Annotated in this window: 15 protein-coding genes; 3 read left to right on the top strand and 12 right to left on the bottom strand. The window is 60.7% G+C overall.

Annotation, left to right across the window (positions count from 1 at the left end; all coding sequences use genetic code 11):
• A partial coding sequence (locus AC1DE4_RS23905) for an NAD(P)-binding domain-containing protein (protein ID WP_477883368.1) occupies positions 1-434 on the bottom strand: 434 nt, incomplete at its 3' end.
• 126 nt (positions 435-560) lie between these two features.
• Between AC1DE4_RS23905 and AC1DE4_RS23900 the strand changes: the two genes are divergently transcribed.
• From AC1DE4_RS23900 to AC1DE4_RS23890, 3 genes are all read left to right on the top strand, one after another.
• Complete coding sequence (locus AC1DE4_RS23900) at positions 561-1,346, top strand: helix-turn-helix domain-containing protein (protein WP_192240566.1); 786 nt, start codon at positions 561-563, stop codon at positions 1,344-1,346.
• A gap of 69 nt (positions 1,347-1,415) precedes the next feature.
• Positions 1,416-1,814: an SRPBCC family protein gene (locus AC1DE4_RS23895; protein WP_192240565.1), complete on the top strand. Its 399-nt coding sequence runs from the start codon at positions 1,416-1,418 to the stop codon at positions 1,812-1,814.
• Between the two features lie 9 nt (positions 1,815-1,823).
• The gene (locus AC1DE4_RS23890; protein WP_018854729.1) at positions 1,824-2,177 is read left to right on the top strand and encodes a VOC family protein; all 354 of its coding nucleotides are present in this window, start codon (positions 1,824-1,826) and stop codon (positions 2,175-2,177) included.
• Here AC1DE4_RS23890 and AC1DE4_RS23885 read toward each other — a convergent pair whose 3' ends face one another.
• The 11 genes from AC1DE4_RS23885 to cobA form a co-directional block, all read right to left on the bottom strand.
• A complete protein-coding gene (locus AC1DE4_RS23885; RefSeq protein WP_037088996.1) occupies positions 2,178-2,897 on the bottom strand; it encodes a PAS domain-containing protein in 720 nt (239 codons plus the stop codon).
• 183 nt (positions 2,898-3,080) lie between these two features.
• Positions 3,081-4,016: a lipid A biosynthesis lauroyl acyltransferase gene (locus tag AC1DE4_RS23880; protein WP_018854727.1), complete on the bottom strand. Its 936-nt coding sequence runs from the start codon at positions 4,014-4,016 to the stop codon at positions 3,081-3,083.
• Positions 4,017-4,020: 4 nt separating this feature from the next.
• Positions 4,021-5,049: a zinc-binding dehydrogenase gene (locus AC1DE4_RS23875; RefSeq protein ID WP_018854726.1), complete on the bottom strand. Its 1,029-nt coding sequence runs from the start codon at positions 5,047-5,049 to the stop codon at positions 4,021-4,023.
• Between the two features lie 54 nt (positions 5,050-5,103).
• Positions 5,104-6,390, bottom strand: coding sequence for a beta-ketoacyl-ACP synthase (locus AC1DE4_RS23870; RefSeq protein WP_025660700.1), 1,287 nt, complete (start codon positions 6,388-6,390; stop codon positions 5,104-5,106).
• Between the two features lie 11 nt (positions 6,391-6,401).
• Positions 6,402-7,598, bottom strand: coding sequence for a beta-ketoacyl-ACP synthase (locus AC1DE4_RS23865; protein ID WP_018854724.1), 1,197 nt, complete (start codon positions 7,596-7,598; stop codon positions 6,402-6,404).
• Positions 7,595-8,077: a 3-hydroxyacyl-ACP dehydratase FabZ family protein gene (locus AC1DE4_RS23860; protein WP_018854723.1), complete on the bottom strand. Its 483-nt coding sequence runs from the start codon at positions 8,075-8,077 to the stop codon at positions 7,595-7,597. Before AC1DE4_RS23860 ends, AC1DE4_RS23865 begins: the two co-directional genes overlap by 4 nt.
• A gap of 113 nt (positions 8,078-8,190) precedes the next feature.
• Complete coding sequence (locus AC1DE4_RS23855; protein ID WP_007533215.1) at positions 8,191-8,469, bottom strand: acyl carrier protein; 279 nt, start codon at positions 8,467-8,469, stop codon at positions 8,191-8,193.
• Positions 8,470-8,640: 171 nt separating this feature from the next.
• Entirely contained in the window at positions 8,641-9,621 is a 981-nt protein-coding gene (gene cbiB, locus AC1DE4_RS23850) for an adenosylcobinamide-phosphate synthase CbiB (protein WP_018854722.1), read from the bottom strand.
• Positions 9,618-10,619 carry a threonine-phosphate decarboxylase CobD gene (gene cobD, locus AC1DE4_RS23845; RefSeq protein ID WP_477883364.1) on the bottom strand — a complete coding sequence of 334 codons (1,002 nt, stop codon included), beginning with the start codon at positions 10,617-10,619 and terminating at the stop codon, positions 9,618-9,620. The genes cbiB and cobD overlap by 4 nt, the downstream gene beginning before the upstream one ends.
• Positions 10,616-11,923 (bottom strand): cobyrinic acid a,c-diamide synthase CobB, encoded by a 1,308-nt coding sequence (locus AC1DE4_RS23840; protein WP_025660703.1) that lies wholly within the window; start codon positions 11,921-11,923, stop codon positions 10,616-10,618. The genes cobD and AC1DE4_RS23840 overlap by 4 nt, the downstream gene beginning before the upstream one ends.
• Entirely contained in the window at positions 11,920-12,762 is an 843-nt protein-coding gene (gene cobA, locus AC1DE4_RS23835; RefSeq protein WP_025660704.1) for a uroporphyrinogen-III C-methyltransferase, read from the bottom strand. Before cobA ends, AC1DE4_RS23840 begins: the two co-directional genes overlap by 4 nt.
• Positions 12,763-12,784: the final 22 nt, after the last annotated feature.

Below are 12,784 nucleotides of genomic sequence, written 5' to 3'. Positions count from 1 at the left end.
TGGCGTGCACCCTCTTCACCACCCGAGACACCCATGCCGATGAAGGTGAGGTCGGTGTTCTTCAGGCGGTCGAAACGGGCGATCGTGTCGCGGAAGTTGGCGTTGCCGGCATCGATCATGATGTCGCCCTTGGAAAGATGCGGGCGCAGTGCTTCCATCTGCTGATCGACGGCCTCACCGGCCTTGATCATGATGATAATCGGACGCGGCGGGCGGATCGCTTCGACGAACTCCTCGATCGTCTTGCAGGGAATGATCTGCTTCTTCAGATCGCCGGCGCTTTCGTAGAATTCGTCCGTTTTCTCAGGTGTACGGTTAAAGACAGCAATCTTGTTGCCCTTCTCCGCAATGTTGAGCGCCAGGTTGGAACCCATGACCGCAAGGCCGATCAGCCCGATTTCTGCCTTTTCCACGATACACCTCCGATGTGTCATTTTTGGACCGGTGTTGTGGCACTCTCTGGCTCAAACGGCAAGTTCGATTCGGCTTCGAATCGGCCTCGTATTGCCGGCATTGCAAACTAAGCCATATTCCCACTTGATCTTACAGGATGAGGACCAATGAGCCGCGCAGCAACACAGGAGGAGGCCGTTCTGGCCGCTCGCGCAGGCCGATACACGGAGTATGCGCCCTCGCCTGTGCTTGGCGCTCATTTTCATTGTCTTTGGTCACACGAGATCCGCAGCGGAGCCGATAGGATAGCGATCGTGCCGGACGGTTATTGCGACATCGTCTGGATGGGTGGCACGCTGATGGTGGCCGGACCGGACCGCAGCAGTGCCTTTCCGTCGCTTGCCGGTGGCGAGAGGATAGTGGGTGCGCGCTTCGCTCCGGGCGCCGCAGCCGGGTGGCTCAAGGTGCAGCTCTGCGACATCGTCGGACAGTCCATTCCTCTGGAGGACTTCTGGGGCGCGGCGGCCTTGAGATTGAATGAATTGCTGGGCGTCGGTGTCGGATCGAACGAACGGTTGCTGCAGTTAAAAGCCGCACTTGAGCAGGAGGCCGCCAGACGCATCGCGCCGGCCGGTGACATGGCCTCGGTGTTTGCGCGCGCAAGCGGTATTTCGCAGTCCGGCGACGTGGCCGACGCGATGCTCGAGGACCTGTCCATCGGGGCGCGCCAGCTTCGCCGGCGTTGCCACACCCATTTCGGCTACGGACCGAAGACCCTTGCGCGAATTCGCCGGTTTCAGCGCATGCTCGGCCTCTGCCGGAGCAGCAAGAGCCTTCCGCTCGCGGAGTTGGCGGTGGCAGCCGGTTATGCCGACCAGGCGCATATGACCCGAGATGCGCGCGAAATTTCTACGCTGACGCCCATGCAGCTTCAGCAGCAGATAACCGGTTGAACGTCCGTTTTCTTCAATATGAAACTGGCCGTTCTGATATCTCCATTGAGAGCAACACAGGAAAATGCCATGTCTACGATGCCCGCAAGGATCGTCCACAGCTCCATCGACAGGAACTGGCGCGACGTCTATGCCTTTGCCGCCGCCCCGGAGAACATGCCGCTTTGGGCCTCTGGACTGGCCTCCGGGCTGGAACGCAACGGCGACGACTGGATTGCCACTGGTCCGCTCGGCACGGTCAAGGTCAGTTTCGTCCCGAACAACGAGTTCGGCGTCATCGACCACACAGTGACGATCGAGAGCGGGTTACGGGTCTACAACGCACTGCGGATCGTGCCGAACGGCGATGGCTGCGAGGTCATGTTCACGTTGTTGCGCATCCCGGGCATGACGGACGAGCAGTTCGAGGCCGATGCCACCCACGTCGCGAAAGATCTCACGGCACTCAAGGCGTTGATGGAAGCATAGGAGGCGATCATGGCTGCAACAGGGGACAACCGACGCATCGACTACGTCGAATTTAACGTCAGCAATATAGAGGCCTGCAAGGCGTTCTACGGCAAGGCTTTCGGCTGGACCTTTACCGACTATGGTCCCGAATACTGCGAATTTGATGACGGACGGCTGAAAGGCGGGTTTACGACGCTAGGCAATCCCCGGCCCGGCGGGCCTCTCGTCATTCTCTACGCGGATGATCTTGAGGCCGCCCTTTCAAGCGTGGAAGCTGCCGGCGGAACCATCGTAAAACCCATCACCGGCTTCCCCGGTGGACGCAGGTTTCACTTCAGTGATCCGGACGGATATGAACTTGCCGTGTGGACGAAGGCCTGATTACGCGACGACGGTCGGCGCCTTCGCTCCCGCGTGCTGCAAGATGATCAAGGCCCCGATCACACTTCCAGACGAATCTCGCAATGGCGACATGCGGCAGTGGACGATCTTCACCGCGTCGCTGTCGTGGCGCTCGTAGGCGTAGTCGCTGCCACGCCCCGCAAAACAAGCGTCGAGCTTTGCCTTCGCGCCTTCGTGAAAGCGCTTCTCGCCAATAAACTCCATCACGTGACGACCAATCATATCGATTGGCTTCCGGCCAAGATATGCCGAGTTGACGGTGTTCGAATAAAGATAGCGATAGTCCCTCGTCAGCACCGCGACACGGTCGGGCATCGCATCGAGGATTGCAGCATTCAGAAAGTGGCCATTGTCGACGCTCGGCGCGAACGCAAAAGGATCGGTAACAGGCTGTCGCTCAACCGGCGGCATCCGCCAACGGGGTGCAGATCCCCCGAAGTACCTTTCCATAAGCGCCGAAAGCAGCGCGACATAACCGCGAACGGTCTCACTGTCGTCCGCATATTGGTCGATAAGGCAACTGATGAATTCCAGCTGCATATGAACTTCAAGAATGCTCGTAGCGGCATGCCCGAGAATTGCGTCGACGAGCGGTTCGACCGAGCGATCCAGCATGTTCACGCGCGCGTCGTCACCGACGGCGATCGCCGCATCAATCTGCGCACAACACAATGAGAACGCTCGAAAAAGACCCAGCAAGACGCCTCCAATGCATTCCGTGAACGAATGCGACCGAGATCGACCGAGCTATGCGTCACGCAAGTTGAAGCCAACAGCGCTTAGCCACTCGCCTTGATGGCAATCGCTAACATGACGTAGGTTCATATTCAATGAACGCGGGCGCAGGTTTTTCAATGATGAGATATAGGGATCGACGCAGGCTTACTTGAACACGTCGTGTTTTATCTTCCACCGGTCGTGATACCAGAGCCACTGCTCGGGATACTCCCGCACCCAGCTCTCCACCTTGTCGTTCAAGAGCTGCGCCGTCGCGACCATATCGAGATTGCCGTTGCTATCCCGGGGCATCGCGAGCTTCGGCTCGATTTCCAGCCGATAGCGATTTCCCGGAAGCCGGATGCAGCGTGCAGGATAGACCTCGCAGTTGAATTGACGGACGAGCTTTCCGAGCAGCGGATTGGTCTGGGCGTCGAGCCCGAAGAACTTTGTCTTCAGTCCCTTGCGGAATTTCTGGTCCACAAGGACACCAACGCCCTGCCCCGCCTCCAGCTGCCGCGCCAACGCGAAAGACGAGCCAGCATGAGACGGCACGAGCTTGCCCATTCGTGCGCTGCGAAAATCGAAAACTCTCTTCGCGACATAGGGGTTGTTCGGGGGGCGAAACAGCACCGACACATGAAGGCCAAATGCCGCGCCGGCTACCGGCAGCAGCTCGAAATTGCCCGTGTGCGCAGTGAAAACGATGAATGGGCGCGGATTTTCCAGCAGATCGATGAAGATCGGTATCCCCGACACCTCGACCCGGCCCGGCTCCTTGCTCAAATAGTCGAAATCGAACAGCCGGTCGAGAAACACATACTCGGCGGCAAGACGCCCCATATTCCCCCAGCTCGCCAGCGCGATTTCCTGGATCTCCGCTTCGCTCTTCTCAGGAAACGCGTTGCGCAGATTGGTCAGCATCAGCTGGTGGCGCTTCACGCGCGGGCCGAGTTTTCGCGTCAGCCAGTCGGCAAAGTTGATCGCACCGTCAGCCGGAAACAGCTTCAGGAAGTTCAGAAAACCGAACATCGCCTGGGCGATCAACCACTGGCGAAAGTGGATGAGGGCCAGCACGACCTTAGTGATGAAGAGCTTCAAGGGCTCAATCCATCTTGAGGATGATCTTGCCGAAGATCTGGCGCGACTCCATGCGCTCCAGTGCGCGGTCGATGTCGTCGAAGCCGACTTCGGTGTCGATGACAGGATGGACCAGTCCGCGCCCCATCTTCTGCATGGCATTCGCCATGTTCTCCATGCGGCAGCCGAACGAGCCGAGCAGCTTCAGCTGTTGCTGGAAGAGCATCATAAGGTTCATGTCGGTGGAGACACCCGAGGTAGAACCGCAGGTGACAAGACGCCCGCCGCGCTTCATCGAGAGCATGGAGCCCGCCCACGTATCCTTGCCGACGTGCTCGAAGACGACGTCGACGCCCTTCTTCTTGGTGAGCTTGCGCACGACGCCTTCAAAGCGGTCGGTGCGGTAGTTGATGACATGATCAGCGCCGAGTGCCTTGGCCTTCTCGATCTTGTCGTCGGAGCCCACAGTCGTGATGACGGTGCAGCCGATCTTTTTCGCCAGCTGGATCGCCGCCGTGCCGATGCCGGAGCCGCCGGCGTGCACGAGGATGGTTTCGCCCGGTTCCAGCTTGGCGTTGTCGAACAGCATGTGCTCGACCGTTCCAAAGGTCACTGGAGCAAGCGCCGCGCCGATGGCATCAACCCCGGGAGGGGCCGGAACGAGGAGGCGCGTAGGCAGGTTCACCTTTTCCTGCGCAAAACCGTCCAGATGGAAACCATGAACGCCGGAAACATGCTCACAGAGATTGTCGCGGCCCTCACTGCACGGACGGCAGAGGCCGCAGGTACGTGCACCATAGATCGACACCAGTTGGCCCGGCAGGACATTGGCAACGCCCGGCCCGATCGCTTCGACAACGCCCGCAGCTTCCGCGCCGATCACCAGCGGCATCTTGCGCTTCGCAAACGCCATGCCGCGCCAGCCCCAGACGTCGATGTGATTGAGAGCCACTGCCTTGACGCGCAGCGTAACCTCACCCGGGCCGGGAGCGGCCGGTTCTGGAAGGTCGGTGATCTCAAGCTTGCGATCGTCAATCAGTTGCAAGGCGCGCATGGCAAAGTCCTTCGCCGCGAGGGCGTTCTATCTCGATGTTTTGTCGGGAACCGATTAAGCCGGTTCGAGCGCCATGACAAGGCTGGCATTCTGCCCGCCGAAGCCGAAGGAGTTGGAAAGCACGGCGTTGACCTGGCTTTCCCGCTTCTTGTTTGGCACCACGTCGATAACGATCGATGGATCGGGGTTGGTGTAGTTGATCGTCGGCGGCAGCGTGCCCGTCAGCATCGTCTGCAGCGAGAACACCGCTTCCACCGCGCCCGCAGCCGTCAGCGTGTGACCGATCATCGACTTATTCGACGACAACGGGATGGACGCCATCCGCTCGCCGAATACGGCCAGCATGGAAGCATATTCCATCTTGTCGTTCTCTGGCGTCGAGGTGCCGTGGGCATTGATGTAGCCGATATCGCCCTCGCCCATGCCAGCATCCGCCAGCGCTGCGCGGATCGTCGCAATCGCCGGGCCGCCGTCGGGAGACGAACGGGTACGATGGAAGGAGTCGGCCTTTTCGCCAGCGCCCTTCATGATGCCGAGGATCTTCGCGCCGCGCGCGACAGCTGCCTCGAGCGACTCCAACACCAGTGTGGCGGCACCTTCGGCAATGACGAAACCGTCGCGATCCTTGCTGAACGGCTTGGAGGCCTTGGTCGGCGGATCGTTTTGCGTCGAGAGAGCCGAAAGCAGCGAGAAGCGGATGAGTGCCTCCGCGCTGACAGAGCCGTCGGTCGCTACCGCAAGCGCTCGCGAGCTACGACCCTGGCGGATCGCCTCAATGCCGAGCTGGATTGCAGTCGCGCCTGATGCACAGGCGGTCGACAATGTCACCGGCAGACCGCGTGTGCCGAAACGATCGGCAAGGCGCTCGGAAATTGCGCCGAACAGCGACGCCTCATGGAAAGCGCCGTCCGGGCGCTGGCGCATAGCAGCCAGGAACCGGTCATAGGCATCCCCGGCATGATCGGCCGGCGGCGAACGGTCGGCGAGATCGAAACGCGCGCTCCACTCCGGCTCGATCGGCGGCGCAGCAAGGAACAACGGACCATCAAAATCGCCGCTGATACCAGCATCGGCGAGCGCTTCGATCGTGGTTTCACGGGCAAACGCGTAAGAGCGTTCGACTGCGTTCGCGACCGGAATGTCGATGAAATCGACGGTTCCGGCGATGCGGGTCGAAAGTCCCTCGGTCGGAAAACGATTGATCGCATGAATGCCAGAGTTACCGGCGGTCAGTGCTGACCAGTTATCTTTCAGGCCCTGCCCCAGCGAGGTGATGATACCGACACCCGTCACTGCGACGATCGGGCGGCCGAGGTGATCCTTGTAAGCCGAATCTTTCATTTGCACACTCCTCACGCTTCCGCGGAAAGAACCGCGACGCCTTCGCCGCGCTGATGACCGACTGTAGTAACGACGGCCGCCTTGGTCGCGGCCGCCATCGGCTTTTCATGGGCCTGATCGAAGACCGGAATCTTCGCCTTACTGTCGACGGCCAACGCCCCCAGCGCCAGGCCGAGCGTAAAATGCGCCTCAAGTCCATGGCCGGTGACACCGCCGAAGCCGCGAACAGCGGCGCCAGGCAGATGACGCTCGAGCACGGCCTTCTCACGGCCGGCGAGGTCAGGAATGCCCGTAGAGCCGGAGAAGATTGCGGTGCTCTCCGGCGGAAGGTCGGACGCGGTTTCCAGCAATCGCTCAAGGCGCTTCTCGAGGTTGCCCGAGTTGCGATTGCCGCGATCGCCTTCAATGGACGAGATCGACGCATAGATGTGCGCGCCACGTGCGTCCGCATGCGCGCGCGACTCCAGGACGAGGAACGCGCCGAGCGATCCAGAAATGACGCCGCCGTGATCTCGGGACCAAAGCGGCTGCCATTCGTTGCGGCAGTAGACATTGATCGCCTCGAACAGGAGGACCATGTCCAGACGTTCCGCCGAATAAGCCCCGCCGACCAGTGCGTGCGTCGATTCGCCCGACTTGATGCGATGGAAGGCCGTCTCGACAGCGGAGATGCCAGCGGACTCTTCGCCCATGAAGGTCCGCGAAGAACCGGTAACCTTGTGGACGATGGAAATGTTGCCGGCGAGCAGGTTGGACAGCTGCGCCAGGAATAGCGTCGGGCGCAGTTCCGTCGTCAGCTTTTCGTTCAGGAGAACCTCACGGTCGTTGCGCTTCAGGCCTTCGTCGACGATCAGCGTATCGACATTGATGTCGCGCTCGCCGCCGCCAGCAGCGACGATCATGTCCATGGTGCCGCAGGCTTCCGCGTCTTCCTTGAAGCCGGCGTCATCGAGAGCGAGACCAGCGGCGAAAACACCGATACGCTGCCAGTTTTCCATCTGCCGCTGGTCGCCGCGCTTGGCGATCTGCTGCGACCAGTCGATCTCCGGAAGCGGGTGGACCGGATAGGGCTTGAATTTCTCAAGCTCGACGATTGTCTGCGGCGCGCCTTCAGCAGTGAGCAGCGCGATATGCGGCTCCTTGCCGACGCCCTGGCACGTTACAATGCCGACGCCCGTGATCACGACATCATTCTGAGCCTTGCTCATTCATTTACTCCCTGCGAAGCAATCGCATCCATGAGGCCAACTTCAGCGGCACGCTTCTTGACGATATCTCCAAGCGGAACCTCGCTGAAAGGCATGGTCCGCAGCTTGAGCTGCGCGTCGCAGACCTTCTTACCGCCGCTCGTAATCTTTGCCTTGGTTACCGCAAATCCGGAGCCGTCGTGTTCCAGAAACGCCTCGATGTCCAACACCGCCTCGGGTTCCACGAAGGTACGCATCTTGGCCCCGTCGACGGACATCAGGAACGGCATTGCGGCAAAATCGGTGGCCGCCAGCACGAGCATGCCGGATGCCTGCGCCATCGTTTCGATCAGCAGCACACCGGGAACCAGGGGCATACCGGGAAAATGACCTTCAAAGACCGGGCTTTTCGCAGGCACGACAGAGCGCGCCTTGAGCGTCCCTTTCTGAAGGTTGACCGCCTCGATGCGGTCAATCATCTGGAAGTACTCCAGTAGCATCGAATCCTCCGGCCACAAGGATACCTGCCCTGCGGCTAGGCCTACTTAGGAACGAAACCGCCCGGCCGCCATGGTTAACAGCGGCAGGGCGGAGAAAAAGATGACGGCGCCAATCAGGCCTTGGCGGCGCGCAGCTCGTCGATCTTGGCACAGAGGTTCTTCAGCACGAAATATTCTTCCGTGGAAACCTTGCCCTCGTTGACTTCCTGCGTCCACTTCTCGAGCGGGATCTTGATGCCGAATTCCTTGTCGATCGCGAAGACGATATCGAGGAAGTCGAGGCTGTCGATACCGAGGTCGTCGATCGTATGGCTTTCCGGCTTGATCGTATCGCGATCGATCTCGCTGGTTTCTGCAATGATGTCGGCAACTTTATCGAATGTGGCGGTCACGCACTTACCTCTTGAAATGACGAGTTAACCCTCCTCATAGGCAAATCCATTTCAAAAAGCCAATGCTTTCCTCCCTCCCGGCACGCAATTTGCACGACCAGTGTTGCTTAAACAGCAAAGCACACGGGCGGCTTGCCGCACAGCGTGCTGGGTGAACTCACCCCTTCGCGATCAGAGCAGTACCAGGAAAAGAACCAGGGCGGTCCCCGCAAGGATCGAACAGCTGGCATAAAAGACCGAGACGCCATCCTCGATGTCGGCGACCGTTGCCGTTTCACGTCCGCTGCCGTTGATCATCGGCTCCATGACGACAACCCCGGAATAAACGCGTGGGCCAGCAAGTTGCACATTCAGCGCCCCCGCCATCGCCGCCTCCGGCCGGCCGGAATTGGGAGAGCGATGCAGGCCGCCGTCGCGGGCGGCAATACGCAGCGCTTCCCGGCAGGCGGCGCTCCCTCGCCGCAGCCAGGCCCCGGCCGCAATCAGGAAAATCGAAAGGCGCGCAGCCGGCCAGTTGGCAAAGTCGTCCAACCGAGCAGCCGCCCAGCCGAAATCGGCATACCTGTCGGACTTGTGTCCGATCATCGAGTCCGCCGTGTTCAGCATCTTGTAGGCGAATAGGCCGGGCAAGCCAAAAACGGCGTACCACAGCGCTGGAGCAACCACGCCATCCGAGAAATTCTCGGCCAGGCTCTCGATTGCCGCACGGCAGACGGCGGGCTCGTCCAGTGTTTCCGGATCACGCCCGACAATCCGCGAAACAGCCAGCCGGCCGCCACTGATGCCTTCGGTTTTCAATCCGGCGGCAACGGCCTCCACATGATCGGCAAGGCTCTTCTGCGCCATGAAGACGGCAACGCAAACAACTTCAAGGAGGATCCCGATCAGGCCGAACAACGAGAAGAAGCGATGCAAGACGAAACCCGCAGCGGCACTGAGGATCAAAAGACCGGCGATCGACCAGACGCCGTTGCGGCGCCGCACGCGCTTGTGAAGTTCCGTGCGATTGAACATCCGGTCGACTCGAGAGATCGCGTTTCCGAAGAGCGCAACGGGGTGCGGCATGCGCATCCACAGCGCATCTGGGTCCCCGACAATCCTGTCGAGCAGAAGCGCGAGAACCAGCACGAGAAGATTATGGTCAAATGTCATGATCTATAACTCTGCAATGCATCAGATAGCCGTTGGTCGCCGGCCGCATCGGCGGCGAGACCGAAGCGCAGCCAACGCGGCTGATAATCGAATTTGCGAACCAGAATGCGATGCTGGCATAGATGCCGGTGCAGCTCGGCGGCTTGCTCGTGATCGACGAGTGCAAAGAGGTGCGTTCCTCCGACAATGCTTAGACTGCCTTGCTCGAGAATCGTGCGTAGCGCATCGGCCCTCTCGGAGATCCGCAGCTGTATCGGGGCCAGATCCGATGCAAGGAGATCCGTTGCGATCGAAAGCGCGGGACCGGACACCGACCACGGCCCAAGCAGGTCTTCGAGTTGCGCCAGGATTTGCGGAGCGGCGACGGCAAATCCCAGGCGCAACCCTGCCAGCCCGAAGAACTTGCCAAAGGAACGAGAGACGAGAACATTCGGCAGCCGCGAGGCAAACGGCGTCAGGCTCATCTCGGGGCATGTATCGCCGAAGGCTTCATCCACAACGACGAAACCTCCTCTGGTCCTCATCTCTTCACTGAATACTACGACCTTCTCCGGAGCGTAGACGCGACCATCGGGGTTGTTCGGATTGACGATGACGACAATTGCGTGACCGGCTTTGACGTCATCCAGACCGGAGACCAGATCCACGGAATGGCCTGCCATCCGGAAGGCGCGCTCATATTCGCCGTAGGTCGGAGCCAGAATGGCAACCCGTCCGGCAACATCAAAGAGCCGCGGCAATAGCTGGATAACCGATTGCGTACCGGGAACAGGCAGCGGGAGGATGTCGCAGCTGCGATAATAGTCTCGCGCCGCCGCACGCGCGCGATCGATGAGATGCTTGTCGGGCAGGCGATGCCAGGCGCGCATTGGGATAGCCGGCAGTGATACCGGGCACGGGTTGATACCCGTCGAAAGGTCAAGCCACTGCTCTACCTCGCCGCCGTACATTGCGGCGGCAGCCGTGATGCCACCTCCATGAACAATCGGGGCGTTCATCTTGCCCCCTCGGCAAGGTCGATCAGATGCATGTAGGACCCTGCGATCTGCCCGCGCTGGAGCCCGGCTTGTCCAAGGTCATTGCCCAACGCGTCCGTCACCTGGAAGAGACGATCGGCTTCACCCTCGGAAACCACGGCCGAATAATGAAACTCATGCGCGGTCATAGGCAGCTCAAAATAGGCGCCGTTCAATGGCTTCACGCGGCGATAACCCAGGTGGCGTTTGCGCTCCTCGTAGCTGGTCACCACAGGCAAGAGGCCGAGCATCTCATGACGGACGCTGGCCCCGTCGATCAGCCCTTCGCCGAGAACCATGTATCCGCCGCACTCCCCGTAGATGCGCACGCCCCTGTTGGCGGCGTCGAGCACTTTGGCCCGGAAATTGGCGGCCGCCGCAATACGTCCGGGGTGGAGCTCCGGATAGCCGCCCGGAAGATAGATCGCATCTGCCGCCGGATCCGGCGCCTCGTCCGCAAGCGGCGAGAAGAACGAGATTTCTGCACCGCGCCGACGCCAACCAAGCAGCATGTGCTCGTAGGAGAAGGCAAAGGCGATGTCGCGCGCCACTGCTATCCTGCTGCCGAGCGGCGGCAACCGAGGAATGTTGGCAGTGGACGGGCGATTGAGCCCCTGGCGCGCAATGCGCAGCAGGAACTCGAAATTGCATTCGTCGGACACCGCATCGGCAGCATGCTCGATGAAGCTTTCAAGCATATCATGCTCTCCCGCCTGGACGAGGCCRAGATGCCTCTCGGGAAGAGCGATGTCATTGTCACGGCGGACGACGGCAACAATCGGCATGCGGATCTCATCGAGCGCCTTGCGCAGCATCATCTCGTGGCGTTCGCCGCCAACCTTATTGAGAATGACGCCGGCGATGCGAACATCCGCGCGAAAGCCCGCAAATCCCGTTACCAGTGCAGCCACCGACTGCGACATGTGCGACGCATCGACGACAAGCACGACGGAAAGACCAAGCATGGCAGCAAGGTCGGCCGCAGTGCCCTTCCCGTCGGTCGCGCCGTCGAAAAGCCCCATCATCGCCTCGATAACGAGGACGCGGTCGCCAGAGCGATGCAGGGTCGCATTGGCGGCGATCAATTCCGCGCGCATCGCCCATGGATCGAAGTTGAGGCAGGCAACGCCGCTGGCCGCCGCATGAAAGGCCGGATCGATATAGTCGGGCCCCGCCTTGCCGGGCGCTACCGCAATGCCGCGCTTACGAAGCGCACGCAGCAGGCCCAGAGTCACCGTAGTCTTCCCCGATCCGGAGGACGGGGCCGCAATCAACAAACCGCTCATGCCGTCTCCCTGCTGTTCGAGTCCTGGAATGGATCGGGGCGCAGCCTGCGTCCTGCAAGCGCCCCCAGCCAATCGAGCGACGGCCTCAGCCGGACAACCTCCCCGACCACCACGATCGCCGGCGGTTCGAGGCCGGAGGCTGCAACAGCGGCCGGCGCCTCATCGAGCGTGGTTTCTAGCACCTGTTGGAGGCCGGTCGATGCGTTGCAGACGAAGGCAACCGGTTCCGATGGCGATCGCCCAGCGGCGACGAGCTTCTTGCTGATCTGATCGATATGCTTCATCGCCATATACATAACGATAACAGGCGAGCCCTTGCCGATGGCTTCCCAATTGATCGCATCCGGCACGATGCCCGAGGAATCGTGTCCCGTCAGGAACGTCACCGCATGGTTGACATCCCTGTGCGTGACGGGAATGCCAGCATAGGCCAGCCCGCCGATACCCGCGGTAATGCCCGGTACGATACGGAACGGGACATTGTGCTCGACTAGCGTCAACGCCTCCTCGCCACCGCGCCCGAAGACGAAGGGATCGCCGCCCTTGAGGCGCAGGACGCGCTTGCCTGCGTGGGCGAGTTCGACCAGCCGCAGCGAAATGTCGCGCTGCTTGGCGGACGGCTTGCCGCCACGCTTTCCAGCATATTCCAACAAGGCGTCGGGTCGTGCAAGCTTCAGGCAATCGACGTTCACGAGCGCATCGTGAACCACGACATCCGCCTCCGCCAATCCCTTGACGGCAAGAAGCGTCAGCAATCCGGGCTCGCCTGGGCCCGCACCAACAAGCCAAACGCTGCCCGGCTCAAGAGCCGGCAGATGTGAAAACGCAGCTTCGATCATTGGCATGATCTATGCCCCGTCG

It is taken from the genome of Rhizobium sp. 10N414, from assembly GCF_056394785.1.
This window is presented reverse-complemented; position numbering and strand designations above follow the sequence as displayed.

Bases quoted from the DNA above. Each gene is read 5' to 3' on its own strand.
- AC1DE4_RS23900 (WP_192240566.1), top strand. From the start codon at position 561: ATGAGCCGCGCAGCAACACAGGAGGAGGCCGTTCTGGCCGCTCGCGCA.
- AC1DE4_RS23895 (WP_192240565.1), top strand. From the start codon at position 1,416: ATGTCTACGATGCCCGCAAGGATCGTCCACAGCTCCATCGACAGGAAC.
- AC1DE4_RS23890 (WP_018854729.1), top strand. From the start codon at position 1,824: ATGGCTGCAACAGGGGACAACCGACGCATCGACTACGTCGAATTTAAC.
- AC1DE4_RS23875 (WP_018854726.1), bottom strand. From the start codon at position 5,049: ATGCGCGCCTTGCAACTGATTGACGATCGCAAGCTTGAGATCACCGAC.
- AC1DE4_RS23870 (WP_025660700.1), bottom strand. From the start codon at position 6,390: ATGAAAGATTCGGCTTACAAGGATCACCTCGGCCGCCCGATCGTCGCA.
- AC1DE4_RS23865 (WP_018854724.1), bottom strand. From the start codon at position 7,598: ATGAGCAAGGCTCAGAATGATGTCGTGATCACGGGCGTCGGCATTGTA.
- AC1DE4_RS23860 (WP_018854723.1), bottom strand. From the start codon at position 8,077: ATGCTACTGGAGTACTTCCAGATGATTGACCGCATCGAGGCGGTCAAC.
- cbiB (WP_018854722.1), bottom strand. From the start codon at position 9,621: ATGACATTTGACCATAATCTTCTCGTGCTGGTTCTCGCGCTTCTGCTC.
- cobD (WP_477883364.1), bottom strand. From the start codon at position 10,619: ATGAACGCCCCGATTGTTCATGGAGGTGGCATCACGGCTGCCGCCGCA.
- cobA (WP_025660704.1), bottom strand. From the start codon at position 12,762: ATGATCGAAGCTGCGTTTTCACATCTGCCGGCTCTTGAGCCGGGCAGC.